Genomic DNA, 14,792 nt, shown 5'->3' with positions numbered 1-14,792 from the left:
CGCGGGCGGGGCAATGCCTTCGCGCGCAAAAAGAAGATCGCGCCGGTGCCCCGAAGGGGGCTGAAAACGGGAATGCGGTGCGGACGGGAAACCGTCCTATTCCGCGGCTGTCCCTGCAACTGTAAGCGGTGAGCGCGATGCACTTCGGCCCAGGGGCCGGCCACTGGACGCAAGTCCGGGAAGGCGTGCATCGCCGCATTGACCCGCGAGCCAGGAGACCTGCCGGCGCATGGTCGCTCTTGCCTTGGTCCAGGGTATGGCCATGGCACGGTGTTCTCCGTCTGAGCGACGAAGCGGCGCAGGGCCGCATCGGTGCGGGGGGAGGGCGCGAGCGCCGGCCATTTCCCCCGTCCGGCCGCGCGAGCGGACGCCCTGAGCCATGTTGCACCGGCGCTCAGGGGGAATATAGACATGTTGAGGATTTCCATTTCCATCGCCGCCTTGCTCGCGGCGGCTCCCGCCCTGGCGGAGGATGAGATCATCGTCACCGCGCTGGGCATCGAACAGCCGCGCGACGAGGTCGGCCAGGCAGTCACCGTCATCGACGCCGACACCATCCGCACCCGCCAGAGCGTCAGCGTCGTCGACCTGCTGGCCACCACGCCGGGGGTGCGCTTCAACCGCAGCGGCAGCCTTGGCGGCGTGACCGGGGTTTCGTTGCGCGGGGCGGAAACGACGCAGACGCTGGTGCTGATCGACGGGGTCAAGGTCAACGACACCAGCGGCATCGGTGACATGTACGACTTCGGCAATCTGCTGACCGGCAATATCCGGCGAATCGAAATTTTGAGGGGGTCCAACTCCATCGCCTATGGCAGCCAGGCCATAGGCGGCGTCGTCAACATCATGACCGGCACGCCTGCCGCCGGTTTCGCGGGCAATGCCTCGGTCGATTACGGTTACAGCAATACGCTGAACGCCAAGGCGGATGTTTCGGGCGGCAGCGGCATCGCTTCGGGCGGCCTCGGCATCGCCTATTTCAACACCGACGGCATTTCCTCCGCCGCCAGCGGCACGGAAAAGGACGGGTATGAGAATATCGCCGCCAATGCCAAGCTCAAGCTGGCCTTTACCGATACGCTCAGCCTCGACCTGCGCGGCTATTATATCCATGCCGATCTGGATACCGACAACGGCGTGGTGGACAGCACCGCCGACAGCTCGAAATCCGATCAATATGTCGGCTATGCCGGTCTGAACCTGTCGCTGTTCGACGGCAGGCTCACCAACCGGGCGGCCGTGACCTGGTTCCGCATGGACCGCGACTATACATCCGCATTCGGCCCTTATGGCTATTCGGGCACCAATCTGCGCTTCGAATATGAGGGTGTTTATCAGCCGGTCGATCAGGCCAAGCTGGTCTTCGGCTATGAACATGAACGGCCCGACTACGACTTCTCCGGCTTCGGCTCGACCGAAAGCCACCGGGCCGATATGGACAGCGTCTATGCGCTGGCCATCGTGAAGCCGGTCGCCGGCCTGTCGCTGACCGCCGGCGCGCGGCATGACGATCACAGCCAGTTCGGCGGCGCGACCACCTTCGGCGCCAATGCGAACTACACGCCCAACGCCGGCGCGACCAATATCCGCATGAGCTATGGGGAGGGGTTCAAGGCCCCCTCGCTCTACCAGCTTTACGGCGCCGACGTCGGCAATGCGGGCCTGCGCCCGGAGCGGTCGAAAAGCTACGACATCGGCTTCGACCAAAGGCTGGACGGCGACCGGGCGATCCTCTCCGTCACGGCTTTCCGCCGCGACACCAAAGACCAGATCAACTATGATTATTCGATCGGTCTTTACGGCGGTTACAATAATCTCGACCGCACCCGCGCCAAGGGGGTGGAGGCGATGCTGGCCCTGAAGCCTGTCGATGCGCTGACCGTCACCGCCGCCTACAGCTATGTCGATGCGCGCGACCGCAATACCGACGCCCGGCTCCCGCGCCGCGCCGCCGATGCGGTCAGCGTTTCGGCGGACTATGTCTGGCCCTTCGGCCTGTCGACCGGCGCGACCGTAACGATGGTGGGCGACAGCTTCAACGATGCGACCAACGCGATCCGGCTGGACGGCTATGCCGTGACGGACGTGCGGGCATCCTTCCCGATCCGGGAAAATCTGGAGATCTACGGCCGCATCGACAATCTGACCGATGAGAAATACGCCACGGTCCATGGCTATGGCACCTACGGCCGGTCGGCCTTCGGCGGCGTGCGTGCGCGCTTCTGAAAATAGCCTAGTGGCGCGGCGCGGCGTTCACCCGCGCCGCGCCCTTGCGCTGCGCCGTGCCCTTGCGCGCAGCGCCGTCAAGCTGCGCTGCGATGCCCCGCGCCGCCTCGACATAGGCGGGGCCGCCGCACACCGTCCACGCCTGCGGCACGCGGATGCGCGGGATGGCGCGCAGTATGGGGTGGTGCAGCATTTCCGTCCCCTGATCGACCACCTTCTCGCTGCCGGTCTCCACGATCAGCCAGTCCGGACGGGCGGCGATCATCTCCTCCAGCGACAGTTGCGACAGCGCCGGCTTGCCCAGCCTGCGGGCCAGATTGATCAGGCCCACCCGCTGCATCAGGTCGTCGACCAGCGTGCCGGTGCCGGTCATATAGCCGCGCCGCTGATAATAGGCCGCAACCCCACGACGCTTCGGCGGGGGCAGGGCGGCCAGGTCGCGGTTCATCCGGGCGATCATCGCTTCGCCCCGTTCGGGATGGCCGACCGCCGCCGCCACCTGCCGGATCTGCGTCAGGATCATGGCATAGCTGTCCGCGCTCGCCAGCCGCAGGGTCCGCCACTGGCCCGGCGGCGCGCCGACGACGCTGCCGCCGGAAGGAAAGCCGATCAGCAGGTCGGGGCGGATCGCCAGCACTTCCTCCGCCGGGCGCTTGAGGGTGCGGAAGGCGCGGGCCCTGCCGACCGCCGCCGACAGTTCCGGGTCGTGCCCATAGGGGCTGAGCGCGGCGATCTGCGCCGGGTCCGCCAGAGCGAGCACATATTGGTCGGCGCAGGTGTTGAGCGACACGATGCGCCGGGGTTGGGCGGGCGCCGCGCCGGTCAGGGCCAGGGCGCAGAACGTTGTAAGGATCATTCTGCACCGCACGCTGCTGCTCCCGGATCGTGCCTCAACAAACCAACGTGCTCCCGCCTTCGCAGGAGCACGGCACGCTGTAGCAAGCAGGGAAGGACGCGCAAGCCATGAGCGCCCGGCACCATCCGCTGCTGATCCCCACGCTGACGGCGCTGGCGCTGCTGGCCGCCCTTGCTTCCCTCACTCTTGGCGCGGTTCCGCTCTCCCCGGCGCGCATCTTCGCCGTCCTCGGCGGCGGCGGCGATGACATCGCCCGCGCCATCCTTCTCGACCTGCGCCTGCCCCGCATGCTGCTTGGCCTGATCGTCGGCGCGATGCTCGGGCTGGCGGGCGCGGCGCTTCAGGGCTATCTGCGCAATCCGCTGGCCGAACCTTCGGTCCTGGGGGCATCCAACTGCGCCGCGCTGGGCGCGGTCGGCGCGCTCTATTTCGGGCTGGCGCAGGCGCATCCGCTGGCGCTTCCCGCGCTCGCCATCATGACCGGCCTGATCGGCATAGCCGCGCTGTTCCTGCTCGCGGGGCCCGCGGAAAGCCCGCTCACGCTGATCCTCGCCGGCATCGCCATCGCGACGCTGGCGGGGGCGGGGATCAGCCTGTCGCTGAACCTGTCGCCCAATCCCTTCGCCGCCATGGAGATCATGAGCTGGCTGATGGGCAGCCTGGAAAACCGCGCCTATGGCCATGTCTGGATCGCGCTGCCCTGCGTTGTCGTCGGCGCGGCGCTGCTGATCGCGGACGGACGGACGCTGGACGCGCTGACGTTGGGGGAGGATGGGGCGCAGGCGCTTGGCATCGACCTTCGCCGGGCGCGCATCCGCCTGATGCTGGGCGTCGCCATCGGCGTCGGCGGCGCGGTGGCGGTGTCCGGGGCGATCGGCTTCGTCGGCCTGATCGTGCCGCATCTGGTGCGGCCGCTGACCGACCGCTCCCCCTCCGCCATATTGCTGCCCTCCATGCTGGGCGGCGCGGCGCTGCTGACGCTGGCGGACATCGGCGTGCGGCTGATACCGACCGGCAGCGAACTCAAGCTGGGGGTGCTGACGGCGCTGCTGGGCGTTCCGGTGTTCCTGATGCATCTGATGCGGGAGAGGCGGCTATGGTGACGATCCGCGCACAGGGGCTTTCCGTCAGGCTGGGCCGCCATCCGGCGGTAAGCGGCGTCGATCTTGCGCTCGGGCCGGGCGAGCTGGTCGGCATCATCGGTCCCAATGGCGCAGGGAAGTCGACGCTGATCCGCGCCATGCTGGGCCTTGTGAAACGGGAAAACGGCTTCGTCCTGATCGACGGCGCCGATAGCGCGCGGCTCGGCCGGCAGCAGATCGCCCGGCGCATCGCCTATCTGCCGCAGGGACAGACGCTGCACTGGCCGCTGGCGGTGGAGCGGCTGGTGGCGCTGGGCCGCCTGCCGCATCTGGGGCCGCTGTCCCGCCTTTCCGTGGAGGATGAGGCGCTGATCGACGCCGCCCTGATGCGCGCCGACGCACTGCATCTGAAGGGCAGGGTGGCGACAGAATTGTCGGGGGGCGAGCGCGCCCGCGTGCTGCTGGCCCGGGCGCTGGCGGTCGGCGCGCCCGCGCTGATCGCGGACGAGCCCTTGGCCGCGCTCGATCCGGGGCATCAGATCGACGTCATGGACCTGCTCAGGGCAGAGGCGCGGGCGGGATCGCTGGTCGTCACCGTGCTGCACGACCTGGGCATGGCGGCGCGCTATTGCGACCGGCTGGTGCTGATGGATCGCGGCGCGCCGGTGGCCGACGGCGCGCCGCTGGACGTGCTGACGGCGGGGAATCTCGCCAAAGTGTACGGCATTTCGGCACGCATAGAAACGGACGGCGACTGGCCATTGATCCTGCCGACTGGGCGGACCGCGTCCTGACCGTCATCTGCCGCGTGCTCCCGCCGTTGCAGGAACACGCGGCACGCTATTCGGCAAAGGCGCGTGGCGCGGGCGCGACGACCGTGAAGGTGCCCGCGCCGATCTCCGATACTTCCAGCGCCCGTTCCGCAATGCCGTCCCGGCCGAAGCGGAACGCGCCGTCGATCCCGGCAAAGCCCCCCGCATCGCGCAGCCGCGCCGCCGGGAAGGTCGTCCCCGGCTTCCAGTCGCGCGCGATCCGCACGGTCAGCAGCACCGCGTCATAACCGAGCGCCGACAACCGGAACGGCGCATTGCCGTAGCGCGCCCGATATTTGGTCGCGAGCTGGCGGTAGAGGCCATCCGACACGCTGGCGAACCAGGCGCCGCGCAGCACCGGGCTGGACGCCAGGCCGCTGTCCGTATTCCACAATTCGGTGCCCAGCAGCCGCGCCGTCGCGCCGCCATTCTTCCGCACGATCGGCGCGACCTGCACCGCCACCCGGCCGCTGTCCGCGATCAGCAGCGCGTCATAGCTGGAGGACGCCTGCAATTTCCTGACCGCCGCCGTGATGGAGGCGGGGCTGCGGTCGAAGGTCTGCATCGACACCACGGTTCCGCCCGCACCCTCGACCGCGCGCAACAGGGCCGTGCCCGACCGCTCGCCATAGGTTCCCTTGGGCACCAGCGCGGCGAATTTGGACAGGCCCTTGCCCCTGGCGAATTCCACCACCCGTTCGATCGACTGGTTGGGGTTGTAGCCCATGATGTAGACGCCGTTCCCGGCGACGCTGGTGTCGTTGGAGAAGCTGATGACCGGCACATTGGCCCGCGCCGCGATGGGGCCGACGATCCGCGCATCCTCCGCCAGCAACGGCCCCAGGATCAGCTTGTTGCCGTCCGCCAGCGCCTTGTTCGCCGCCGCCGCCGCGCCGACCCCGGTGTCGTAGGTGGTGATGCGCACCTTGTCGGCCTTGGTGTCGAGCAGCGCCAGCGTGGTCGCATTGGCGATGGACTGGCCGACCCCGGCATTGGGACCGCTCATCGGCACCAGCAGCGCGACGCGATGGCGCAGCGTGTCGGTGGGCAGGCCTTCAGTGACGTCGGGGCCCGTCTGCACCGGCCCGCTGGGCTGCGCCGGACCGGGGCCCTTGGGCACGATCGACTGACAGGCGGCGACCAGCAAAGCCGTCGCGGCGAACAAAATCCGCCCGGCGCGTCGCATCGAAGCGAACAAGTCCGCTTGCCGGGGGGCATCCGTCTCTGTCATCTGGCATCCTTATGGAAACTGAACCGTCTAGGCTTGAACCGGGGCTTTACATCGTTGCGGGGCCGATCGGCAACCTTGCAGACCTAACCCCCCGCGCGGCCGAAGTCCTGCGTCTGGCCGATGTGATCGCCGTGGAAGATACACGGGTCAGCGCACGGCTGCTGCGCCATGCCGGGTCCGACCGGCCGATGGTCCCCTATCACGACCATAGTGCGGAGGGGGTGCGGGCCCGCCTGATCGAGCGGATGGCGCGCGAATCGGTGGCGCTTCTCTCGGACGCGGGCACCCCGCTGATCTCCGATCCGGGCTACAAGCTGGTGCGCGACGCCCGCGCCGCCGGACGCAGGATCACGACGCTGCCCGGCCCCAGCGCCGCCATCGCCGCGCTCACCCTGTCGGGCCTGCCCACCGACCGCTTTCTCTTCATGGGCTTCCTGCCGTCGAAGCAGAAGGCGCGGGGCGACGTCCTCGCCGAAGTCGCTGGCCTGCGCGCCACGCTCGTCTTCTACGAAAGCGGCCCGCGCCTGTCGGAAAGCCTTGCCGCCATGGCCGAGCATCTGGGCGACCGCGAAGCCGCCGTCTCGCGGGAGATCAGCAAGGCCTTCGAGGAAACCGCCACGGGCACGCTGACCGAACTCTCCGCCCGCTATGCCGACGCCCCGCCCAGGGGGGAGATCGTCGTCACCGTCGGCCCCCCCGGCGAGGCGCCGCCCCCCAGCGCCGAGGATGCCGACGCGGCGCTGCTGGAGGCGATGGAACGCCTCCCCCTGTCCAAGGCGGCTGGGGAGGTCGCGAAGAAGCTCGGTCTCGACCGCCGCGCCCTCTATGATCGCGCGCTGGAACTCAGGGGGTGACGGGAACTCGGGGGGTAAAGCGCCGGGCAGCCGAAAAGCGCGGAAAGCAGGCGGAGCGCATCGCCGGCTGGTGGCTGCGGCTCAAGGGCTGGCAGATCGTCGGCCGCCGCCTGCGCACGCCCGCGGGGGAGGTCGACCTCGTCGCCCGGCGCGGCAGGATGCTGGCCTTCGTCGAGGTCAAGGCAAGGGCGACGGATGCCGATCTTCACCTCGCCATAGACGAACGCCGCCTCTCCCGCGTCGCGGCGGCGGCGGAAATCCTGTTCCACGACCTTGCAAAACCGGGCGACGACATGCGAATCGACGTGATGCTCCTTGCGCCGGGCCGCCCGCCGCGCCATCTGGCCAATGTCTGGCACGGGGGGTAGGTTGAACCGATCCTCCCGTTCCGTTCGCCCTGAGCCTGTCGACCCGAGGGCCGAGCTTGCTCAACGGCGAAACTTCTCTTCAGGAAAGGGATGGGCTTCGACAGGCCCATCCCGAACGGTAGGAAAAGCAAGTCGATGACGACCGAACTCAACCCGCTCACCGTCGCCGTGCAGATGGACCCGATGGAGGGCATCAGGATCGGCGGCGATTCGACCTTCCACATCATGCTGGCGGCGCAGGCGCGGGGACACCGGCTCTATCATTATCTCGCCCCGGACCTCACCTATCGCGACGGCCGCGTGCTGGCGCGGGCGCGGCCGGTCAGGGTGCAGAAGGTGGAGGGCGATCATTTCGCCTTCGGGGAGGCGGAGGTGCTGGACCTTGGCCGGGACGTCGACGTGGTCCTGATGCGGCAGGACCCGCCCTTCGACCTCAGCTACATCACCGCCACGCACCTGCTGGAGCGCGTGCAGGAAGAAACGCTGGTGGTGAACGATCCCGCCTCCGTCCGCAATGCGCCGGAAAAGCTGTTCGTGCTCGACTATGCGCGCTTCATGCCGCCGACGATGATCACCCGCGACCTGGAGGAGGTGAAGTCCTTCCTCGCCCAGCATGGCGAAGTCGTGGTGAAGCCGCTCTACGGCAATGCGGGCAATGCCGTCTTCCATGTCGGGCGGTCCGGCGCGAATCTCTCCGCGCTGGTGGAACTGTTCAAATCCTCCTGGGTCGAACCCTTCATGGTGCAGGCCTTCATCCCCGGCGTCGCGGAAGGCGACAAGCGGATCGTGCTGGTCGACGGCGAAGTCGCGGGCGCGGTCAACCGCATTCCCGGCGCGGGCGAGATCCGCTCCAACCTCGCCGTGGGCGGTTCGGCCGCGAAGACGGTGCTGACCGAACGCGAACTGGAAATCTGCGAAGCGCTGGGCCCGGAACTCAGGCGGCGCGGCCTGCTGTTCGTCGGCATCGACGTGATCGGCGGCGAATGGCTGACGGAAATCAACGTGACGTCCCCGACCGGCATCGTCTCCATCGACGCCTTCAACGGCACGGACACCGGCGGGATGATCTGGGACGCGATCGACGCCCGGCTGGCGGCGCGGGCAGCCGCTTGAATCGCCCGGCCGGGGCGGGGACGCCATGCGGCAGGGCCGACCGCGCGAAGGGATGGGCGATCGGATGACCGACTGGGTCCTCCGCCTGATCGATGCGGGCGGCTATTGGGGCATATTCGTCCTGATGGTGCTGGAAAATGTCTTCCCGCCGATCCCGTCCGAACTCATCATGGGCATTGGCGGCATCCGCGTCGGGCAGGGCCGGATGGAGATGGGATGGCTGCTGTTCGCGGGCACCGTCGGGACCACCATCGGCAATTATTTCTGGTATATGATCGGCCACCGGCTGGGCTTCGGCCGGTTGAAGCCGATCGTCGACCGCTATGGCCGCTGGGCGACGCTGGAGTGGAAGGATGTCGAGGCGCTCGACCATATCTTCGGCAAATATGGGCAGATCGTGGTGTTCGTGTTCCGCTTCATGCCCGCCTTCCGCACGATGATCTCGCTGCCCGCCGGCCTGTTCCGCATGGGGCATGTCCGCTTCCTGCTCTGGACCAGCGGCGGGGCGCTGGTGTGGAACATCGTCCTTGCCTATGCAGGCTATATATTGGGCCAGAATTTCCGCGACATCGACAAATATGTCGGACCCGTGGCGACCGCCTGCGTGGTAGGGGCGGTCCTCTTCTATCTCTGGCGGCTGGCCACCTGGAAGCCGAGGGGGTGATCCCGGATCGTCATGCCCCCGCGCAGGCAGGAACCCGGTCCGGACGAGGAAACGGCTTCACGCCCGGGGATGGGCATTGCGATAAATATCCAGCAGATGCGCCGCGTCGACCTGCGTATAGATCTGCGTCGAGGACAGGCTGGCATGGCCCAGCAATTCCTGCAACGACCGCAGGTCCGCCCCGCGCCCCAGCAGATGCGTCGCGAAACTGTGGCGCAGCGCATGGGGCGTCGTCCGGTCCGACAGGCCCAGCCGTCCCCTCGCGCCCTGCACGGCGCGGCGGATGAGCGCCGGCGAAAGCGGCCCGCCCCGCGCGCCCCGGAACAGCGGCCCGTCCTTCTCCTGCCCAAAGGGACAGAGCGACATATAGGCTTCCATCGCCTCCCGCACCTGCGGCAGTAACGGCACGATCCGGGTCTTGCCCCGCTTGCCCGTGACGCGCAGGGTTTCCCCCAGGGGCAGCACCGCGCCGGTCAATCCCATCGCCTCCCCGATGCGCAGTCCGGCCCCGTAAAGCAGCAGCAGCACCGCCCAGTCCCGCGCGCCGATCCACGGCTCCCGCGCGGTTTCGGCTATGTCCCCGGCCAGCGCCACGGCCTCGTCGGGCGACACGGGGCGGGGCAGGCCGCGCTTCACCCGCGGCCCCTTCAGCATCGGGACGCGGGCATCCTCGCCGCCCACGAACCGCAGGAAACCGCGCACCGCCGACAATTCCCGCGCCGCCGAGACGTTGCCGATGCCGTCCATCCGCCGCACCGTCAGGAAAGCGCGCAGATCGGCCTGTTCGATGCCCGCCAGCATCGCCGCCGTCACCGCTTCGCCGCGATGCTCCTCCAGGAAGGCCAGCAACCGTTCGGCGGTCGCCACATAGGCGCGCACCGTATGCACCGACCGCCGCCGGTCCAGCGCCAGATGCCGCCGCCATTGTTCGCAAAGATCGTCCGAAGCCGCCATGGCGCCATGATAGGGCAGGGGATCGCCCTTGAAAACCGCCCGGAAATGGGCACATGGGATCGGACATGGCAACACCCTTCGATCCGGCCGACCTGCCCACCGGCGCGCTGATGCGGCTTTCTACGCTGGTGGGTCGCGTGCTCGCGCCCAATCCCTCGCCCTTCACCTATACGGGCACGCAGACCTATCTGGTGGGCGTGGAGGATGTGGCGGTCATCGATCCCGGCCCCGACGACGCGGCCCATCTGGCCGCGCTGCTCGACGCGATCGGGGGGCGTCCGGTCAGCGCGATCCTCTGCACCCACACCCATCGCGACCACAGCCCGGCCGCCGCGCCGCTCAGCGCCCGGACCGGCGCTCCGGTCGTCGGCTGCGCGCCGCTGACGCTGGACGACGACGGACCCCGCGCCGATGCCGCCTTCGACGCCGCCTATCGTCCGGACCGGGTGCTGGCGGATGGCGAACAGCTTGGCGGCCGGGGCTGGACGCTGACGGCCGTCGCGACGCCGGGCCACACCTCCAACCATCTCTGCTTCGCGCTGGCGGAGGAAAATGCCCTGTTCACCGGCGATCATGTGATGGGCTGGTCCACCAGCGTGGTTTCCCCGCCGGACGGAGACATGACCGCCTATATGGCCTCGATGCAGCGGCTGCTCGACCGGACCGACGCGGTCTATTATCCGGCCCATGGCGACGCGGTCGACAATCCGCAGCGGCTGGTGCGCGGCATGATGGGCCACCGAAAGCAGCGCGAAGGCCAGATACTGCGCTTTCTGGAACGCAACGGCGCATCGGAAATCCCCGCCATGGTCACGGAAATGTACAGGGGCGTCGATCCCCGGCTGCACAGCGCCGCGGGGCGTTCGGTGCTGGCGCATCTCATCGACCTCGACGGGCGCGGCATCGCCGCCGCGACGGGGGACGGACGATGGCAGTTGCGCTGAAGCGCTTCGCCGGCCCCGTTCTGGCCGTCCTGGCCCTGCTCGCCGCAGGGGCGGCCATGCTGGTCGGCTGGCACCGCTATGAACGCGACTATGCGGTGACGGTGGAGGAGGACGGCTCGGCCGTCACCAGGGTCATCGCGGAACGTTTCGCGGGCGCCTCCAGCCTCAAGGTGTCGGAACTGTCCGGCACGGTACAGAGCACGGCGCAGGATGTGCGCGGCTTCGGGCTGCTGAAGTCGGACCAGCTGGTGAAGATGCCCTTTTCGGTCGCCTATTTCATCGACGTCGGCGGCATCGGCGCCGGCGATCTGGAATGGAATGAAAAAACCCGGACGCTCATCGTCAACGCGCCGGACGTGAAGCCGGGGCGGCCCAATATCGACGAAAGCCGCCGGACGCTGGTGCAGACCAACGGCCTGTTCGTGACCCGGCAGGCGGGGGAGGAACTCAGCCGCCGCACCTCGCTCCACGCGCAGGGACGCGCGGACAGGGAAGCGCGCTCGCCTGAACGCATGGCGCAGGCGCGCGATTATGGCCGCGCCGCGCTCGGCAGGCTGCTCGGCGCGCCGCTGGGGGCGCTGGGCTATGGCGACGCGCGGGTGATCGTCACCTTCCCGCCGGAACGCGCCGACCGCGACCGGGATCGATGGGACGTGACGACGCCCATCAACGATGTACTGGCCAACAGCCGCAACGCCCGTTAGGGGGCGCTGGATGAAGGCCCTTCAAGGAGCAGGGTAGGGACATGAACGCCATCACCGGAATCCCGCAGGGGATCGACCTGCGCGCGGAGATCGACCGGCTGCGCAAGGAACGCAACGCCGTCATCCTCGGCCATTATTACCAGAAGCCGGAGATTCAGGACCTGTCCGATTTCGTGGGCGATTCGCTGGAACTCTCGCGCAAGGCGGCGGAGACGGACGCCGATGTCATCGCCTTCTGCGGCGTGCGCTTCATGGCGGAAACGGCGAAGATCCTCTCGCCGGAAAAGATCGTGGTGCTGCCGGACATGGATGCGGGATGCAGTCTGGAGGACAGTTGCCCGCCCGCCCAGTTCAAGGCCTTCCGGGAGGCGCATCCCGACCATATCGCGCTCAGCTACATCAACTGCTCGGCGGAGGTGAAGGCGCTTTCCGACATCATCGTCACCTCCTCCTCGGCGGAAAAGATCCTGGCGCAGATTCCGAAGGATCAGAAGATCATCTTCGGCCCCGACAAGCATCTGGGCGGCTATCTGAAGCGCAAGCTGGGCCGCGACATGCTGCTCTGGCCGGGCGTCTGCATCGTGCATGAGGCGTTCAGCGAGACGGAACTGCTGAAGCTCAAGGCCCAGCATCCCGGCGCTCCTGTCGCCGCGCACCCGGAATGCCCGCCCCATATCGTCGACCATGCCGATTATATCGGCTCGACCAGCGGCATATTGGAATTTTCCAAGACCATGCCCGGCGACACGCTGATCGTCGCCACCGAACCGCATATCATCCACCAGATGCAGAAGGCGGTGCCGGAAAAGAATTTCATCGGCGCGCCCGGCGCGGACGGCAACTGCAACTGCAATATCTGCCCCTATATGGCGCTCAACACGATGGAGAAGCTCTATCTGGCGCTGCGCGACCTCCAGCCGCGCATCGAGATGGAGGAGGGGCTGCGCCTCGCCGCCAAGAAGAGCCTCGACCGCATGCTCGAAATGGCCAGCGGCACGGTCGGGCAGGGCGATCTGGGCACGCGCTGATGGAACGGATGGTCACGGCCGTGGAAGTCGCGCGCCGCCACCATATATCGGACAAGCGGTTGCGCGGCATTCTGCGCCGCGACTGGCCATGGCCGCGTCGCAAGCACGACTTCTGGACGTTCCCGGCCGGCAGCGAGCAGGCAGCCATGATGGAAATGATCGCAAAAAGGCTGGCGGCAGCATGACCTTCGCTCTCCCCGGCTTCGATCTCGACGCCTTCATCGCCTCGACCCTGGCGGAAGACCTTGGCCCCGATGGCCGCGACGTCACCAGCGAGGCGGTGATTCCCGCCGACGCGGTCTTCGACGGGGTGATGGACAGCCGCGACGCCGTGACGCTGGCGGGCCTGCCGATCGCCGCCGCCTTCTTCCGCGCGCTCGATCCGGCTGTGGAGATCGAACTGCTGAAGGAGGACGGCGATCACGTGGCGGCCGGCACCGACATCATGCGCATCCGCGGCAAGGCCCGCGCCATGCTGACGGCCGAGCGGTCCGCCCTCAACACCGTCCAGCACCTGACCGGCATCGCGACCATGACCCGCGCCTATGTCGACGCGATCCTCGGTACCGGCGCGACGCTGCTCGACACGCGCAAGACCATTCCGGGCCTTCGCGTGCTGGAAAAATATGCGACCCGCATGGGCGGCGCGACCAATCACCGCATGGGCCTGTGGGACGCGGCGATGATCAAGGACAATCACGTCGCCGTCGCCGGATCGGTGGAGGAGGCCGTCCGCCGCGCCGCCGCCGCCGGAATCGCCAGCATCATCGTGGAGGTGGACCGCGTCGACCAGATCGAACCCGCGCTCGCCGCCGGGGCCACGCACCTCCTGCTCGACAATATGGACGCGCCCACCCTGCGCGGGGCGGTCACGCTGGTCGGCGGCCGCGTCCCCACCGAGGCATCGGGCGGCGTTACGCTCGACACCATCCGCGCCAGGGCGGAAACCGGCGTCACCTATATCAGCGTCGGCCGCCTCACCCAGTCGGCCCCCGCCGCCGACATCGGCCTCGATTTCGCCTTTGCCTGAGGCCGCGCGTGCGCCGAGGCTGGCGCCGGCCCTGGCACTGGCGGCGCTGGCATTGCTCCCGCTCGCAGCCCCGACCGGCGCGCTGGCGCAGGCGGCGCAGTGCAGCCCGCCCGCCCAGACGCCCCGGCCGCGCCCCGACCTGCCGGACGCCGGTCAGCCCCGCCGCCTGCTGCCCATCGGCGGCTATACGCTGGCGCTCAGCTGGTCGCCGCAATATTGCAGCGGCGCGAAGGGCAGCGACGACGCCTTCCGATGCAGCGGGCGCAACGGCCGCTTCGGCTTCACCCTGCACGGTCTCTGGCCGGACGGCGTCGGCAGGGACTGGCCGCAATATTGCCGCGCCACCGACCTGCTGCCCCGCCCGGTGATCCGGCAGAATCTCTGCTCCACGCCCTCGGCCCAACTGCTCCAGCATGAATGGGCCAAGCACGGCACCTGCATGACGACCCGGCCGGAGCTGTATTTCAACCTCTCCCGCGCGCTCTACCAGTCGATCCGCTATCCGGACATGACCGCGCTTGCCCGCCGCAAGACCCTGACCGCCGGACAGTTCGCCCAGGCCTTCGCCGCCGCCAACAAGGGGATGCGCGCCGACATGATGCGCGTCACCGCGACGCGGGACAACCGGCTGGACGAGGTCTGGCTGTGCATGGACAAGACGCTGGAGTTCGCACGCTGCCCCAGCCATCAGGGCGGGGCAGGCAACAAGGCCGTCCTGCGCATCACGTCCGGGCCCAATATCCCCAATCCCCGGCGCGTCGCGCCCGTCCCGGCCGGGCGGCCCGGCCTTGTCCTAGACCTCGACCCCCAGGCCGAAGTACCGCAAGACTAGGGGTTGTGGGGATTTAGGATTCCCATTTGTTGGGAGATGTGATTCACGCTCTGGATGGACCGTTTCGTACTGACCGACGCCCAATGGGCAAAGA

At 68.3% G+C, this 14,792-nt stretch carries 16 protein-coding genes and 1 riboswitch; of the genes, 13 read left to right on the top strand and 3 right to left on the bottom strand.

Annotated features, from left to right (window positions below):
• Positions 1-26 precede the first annotated feature (26 nt).
• A riboswitch (cobalamin riboswitch) is annotated at positions 27-242 on the top strand.
• A 169-nt stretch (positions 243-411) separates the two neighbouring features.
• Positions 412-2,226: a TonB-dependent siderophore receptor gene (locus A0J57_RS21805; RefSeq protein WP_061939654.1), complete on the top strand. Its 1,815-nt coding sequence runs from the start codon at positions 412-414 to the stop codon at positions 2,224-2,226.
• 7 nt (positions 2,227-2,233) lie between these two features.
• Here the strand turns inward: A0J57_RS21805 and A0J57_RS21800 are convergent, their stop codons facing one another.
• A complete protein-coding gene (locus A0J57_RS21800) occupies positions 2,234-3,094 on the bottom strand; it encodes an ABC transporter substrate-binding protein (RefSeq protein WP_061939652.1) in 861 nt (286 codons plus the stop codon).
• Between the two features lie 95 nt (positions 3,095-3,189).
• Here A0J57_RS21800 and A0J57_RS21795 point away from each other — a divergent pair, with 95 nt between their 5' ends.
• Together A0J57_RS21795 and A0J57_RS21790 are read left to right on the top strand one after the other, a co-directional pair.
• The gene (locus tag A0J57_RS21795) at positions 3,190-4,185 is read left to right on the top strand and encodes an iron ABC transporter permease (RefSeq protein ID WP_061939650.1); all 996 of its coding nucleotides are present in this window, start codon (positions 3,190-3,192) and stop codon (positions 4,183-4,185) included.
• A complete protein-coding gene (locus tag A0J57_RS21790; protein WP_061939648.1) occupies positions 4,179-4,958 on the top strand; it encodes an ABC transporter ATP-binding protein in 780 nt (259 codons plus the stop codon). Before A0J57_RS21795 ends, A0J57_RS21790 begins: the two co-directional genes overlap by 7 nt.
• 46 nt (positions 4,959-5,004) lie before the next feature.
• Here A0J57_RS21790 and A0J57_RS21785 read toward each other — a convergent pair whose 3' ends face one another.
• Entirely contained in the window at positions 5,005-6,162 is a 1,158-nt protein-coding gene (locus tag A0J57_RS21785) for a penicillin-binding protein activator (RefSeq protein ID WP_099186981.1), read from the bottom strand.
• Between the two features lie 56 nt (positions 6,163-6,218).
• On the opposite strand from A0J57_RS21785, the gene rsmI reads away from it, so the two are divergent.
• The 4 genes from rsmI (at position 6,219) to A0J57_RS21765 (ending at position 9,206) form a co-directional block, all read left to right on the top strand.
• The gene (gene rsmI / locus A0J57_RS21780; protein ID WP_061939646.1) at positions 6,219-7,061 is read left to right on the top strand and encodes a 16S rRNA (cytidine(1402)-2'-O)-methyltransferase; all 843 of its coding nucleotides are present in this window, start codon (positions 6,219-6,221) and stop codon (positions 7,059-7,061) included.
• Positions 7,058-7,429 carry a YraN family protein gene (locus tag A0J57_RS21775; RefSeq protein ID WP_061939644.1) on the top strand — a complete coding sequence of 124 codons (372 nt, stop codon included), beginning with the start codon at positions 7,058-7,060 and terminating at the stop codon, positions 7,427-7,429. The genes rsmI and A0J57_RS21775 overlap by 4 nt, the downstream gene beginning before the upstream one ends.
• 135 nt (positions 7,430-7,564) lie before the next feature.
• Complete coding sequence (gene gshB / locus A0J57_RS21770; RefSeq protein ID WP_025547014.1) at positions 7,565-8,542, top strand: glutathione synthase; 978 nt, start codon at positions 7,565-7,567, stop codon at positions 8,540-8,542.
• Between the two features lie 64 nt (positions 8,543-8,606).
• Positions 8,607-9,206, top strand: a complete 600-nt coding sequence (locus tag A0J57_RS21765; protein ID WP_025547012.1) for a DedA family protein — start codon at positions 8,607-8,609, stop codon at positions 9,204-9,206.
• Between the two features lie 57 nt (positions 9,207-9,263).
• Here the strand turns inward: A0J57_RS21765 and A0J57_RS21760 are convergent, their stop codons facing one another.
• On the bottom strand, positions 9,264-10,160 hold the full coding sequence (locus A0J57_RS21760) for a tyrosine recombinase XerC (protein WP_044662766.1): 897 nt from the start codon (positions 10,158-10,160) through the stop codon (positions 9,264-9,266).
• A gap of 65 nt (positions 10,161-10,225) precedes the next feature.
• Here A0J57_RS21760 and A0J57_RS21755 point away from each other — a divergent pair, with 65 nt between their 5' ends.
• Genes A0J57_RS21755 through A0J57_RS21730 form a run of 6 tightly spaced genes read left to right on the top strand, consistent with a single transcriptional unit; the run spans position 10,226 to position 14,698 of the window.
• Entirely contained in the window at positions 10,226-11,104 is an 879-nt protein-coding gene (locus A0J57_RS21755) for an MBL fold metallo-hydrolase (RefSeq protein ID WP_037481434.1), read from the top strand.
• Positions 11,089-11,808, top strand: coding sequence for a DUF4230 domain-containing protein (locus A0J57_RS21750; protein ID WP_061939642.1), 720 nt, complete (start codon positions 11,089-11,091; stop codon positions 11,806-11,808). The genes A0J57_RS21755 and A0J57_RS21750 overlap by 16 nt, the downstream gene beginning before the upstream one ends.
• Positions 11,809-11,849: 41 nt before the next feature.
• The gene (gene nadA / locus A0J57_RS21745; RefSeq protein WP_044660157.1) at positions 11,850-12,836 is read left to right on the top strand and encodes a quinolinate synthase NadA; all 987 of its coding nucleotides are present in this window, start codon (positions 11,850-11,852) and stop codon (positions 12,834-12,836) included.
• On the top strand, positions 12,836-13,021 hold the full coding sequence (locus A0J57_RS21740) for a hypothetical protein (protein ID WP_025547004.1): 186 nt from the start codon (positions 12,836-12,838) through the stop codon (positions 13,019-13,021). Before nadA ends, A0J57_RS21740 begins: the two co-directional genes overlap by 1 nt.
• Positions 13,018-13,866, top strand: coding sequence for a carboxylating nicotinate-nucleotide diphosphorylase (gene nadC, locus A0J57_RS21735; protein WP_061939640.1), 849 nt, complete (start codon positions 13,018-13,020; stop codon positions 13,864-13,866). The genes A0J57_RS21740 and nadC overlap by 4 nt, the downstream gene beginning before the upstream one ends.
• Before the next feature lie 19 nt (positions 13,867-13,885).
• Complete coding sequence (locus tag A0J57_RS21730) at positions 13,886-14,698, top strand: ribonuclease T (RefSeq protein ID WP_062017407.1); 813 nt, start codon at positions 13,886-13,888, stop codon at positions 14,696-14,698.
• Positions 14,699-14,792: the final 94 nt, after the last annotated feature.

The organism is Sphingobium sp. 22B (assembly GCF_001580035.1).
GTDB classification, from domain to species: Bacteria; Pseudomonadota; Alphaproteobacteria; order Sphingomonadales; family Sphingomonadaceae; genus Sphingobium; species Sphingobium fuliginis.
Note: the sequence above shows the minus strand (reverse complement) of the source record. Positions and strands in the feature narration are given on the sequence as shown.

Bases quoted from the DNA above. Each gene is read 5' to 3' on its own strand.
- A0J57_RS21805 (WP_061939654.1), top strand. From the start codon at position 412: ATGTTGAGGATTTCCATTTCCATCGCCGCCTTGCTCGCGGCGGCTCCC.
- A0J57_RS21795 (WP_061939650.1), top strand. From the start codon at position 3,190: ATGAGCGCCCGGCACCATCCGCTGCTGATCCCCACGCTGACGGCGCTG.
- A0J57_RS21790 (WP_061939648.1), top strand. From the start codon at position 4,179: ATGGTGACGATCCGCGCACAGGGGCTTTCCGTCAGGCTGGGCCGCCAT.
- A0J57_RS21785 (WP_099186981.1), bottom strand. From the start codon at position 6,162: ATGCGACGCGCCGGGCGGATTTTGTTCGCCGCGACGGCTTTGCTGGTC.
- rsmI (WP_061939646.1), top strand. From the start codon at position 6,219: ATGGAAACTGAACCGTCTAGGCTTGAACCGGGGCTTTACATCGTTGCG.
- gshB (WP_025547014.1), top strand. From the start codon at position 7,565: ATGACGACCGAACTCAACCCGCTCACCGTCGCCGTGCAGATGGACCCG.
- A0J57_RS21765 (WP_025547012.1), top strand. From the start codon at position 8,607: ATGACCGACTGGGTCCTCCGCCTGATCGATGCGGGCGGCTATTGGGGC.
- A0J57_RS21760 (WP_044662766.1), bottom strand. From the start codon at position 10,160: ATGGCGGCTTCGGACGATCTTTGCGAACAATGGCGGCGGCATCTGGCG.
- A0J57_RS21755 (WP_037481434.1), top strand. From the start codon at position 10,226: ATGGCAACACCCTTCGATCCGGCCGACCTGCCCACCGGCGCGCTGATG.
- A0J57_RS21750 (WP_061939642.1), top strand. From the start codon at position 11,089: ATGGCAGTTGCGCTGAAGCGCTTCGCCGGCCCCGTTCTGGCCGTCCTG.
- nadA (WP_044660157.1), top strand. From the start codon at position 11,850: ATGAACGCCATCACCGGAATCCCGCAGGGGATCGACCTGCGCGCGGAG.
- A0J57_RS21740 (WP_025547004.1), top strand. From the start codon at position 12,836: ATGGAACGGATGGTCACGGCCGTGGAAGTCGCGCGCCGCCACCATATA.
- nadC (WP_061939640.1), top strand. From the start codon at position 13,018: ATGACCTTCGCTCTCCCCGGCTTCGATCTCGACGCCTTCATCGCCTCG.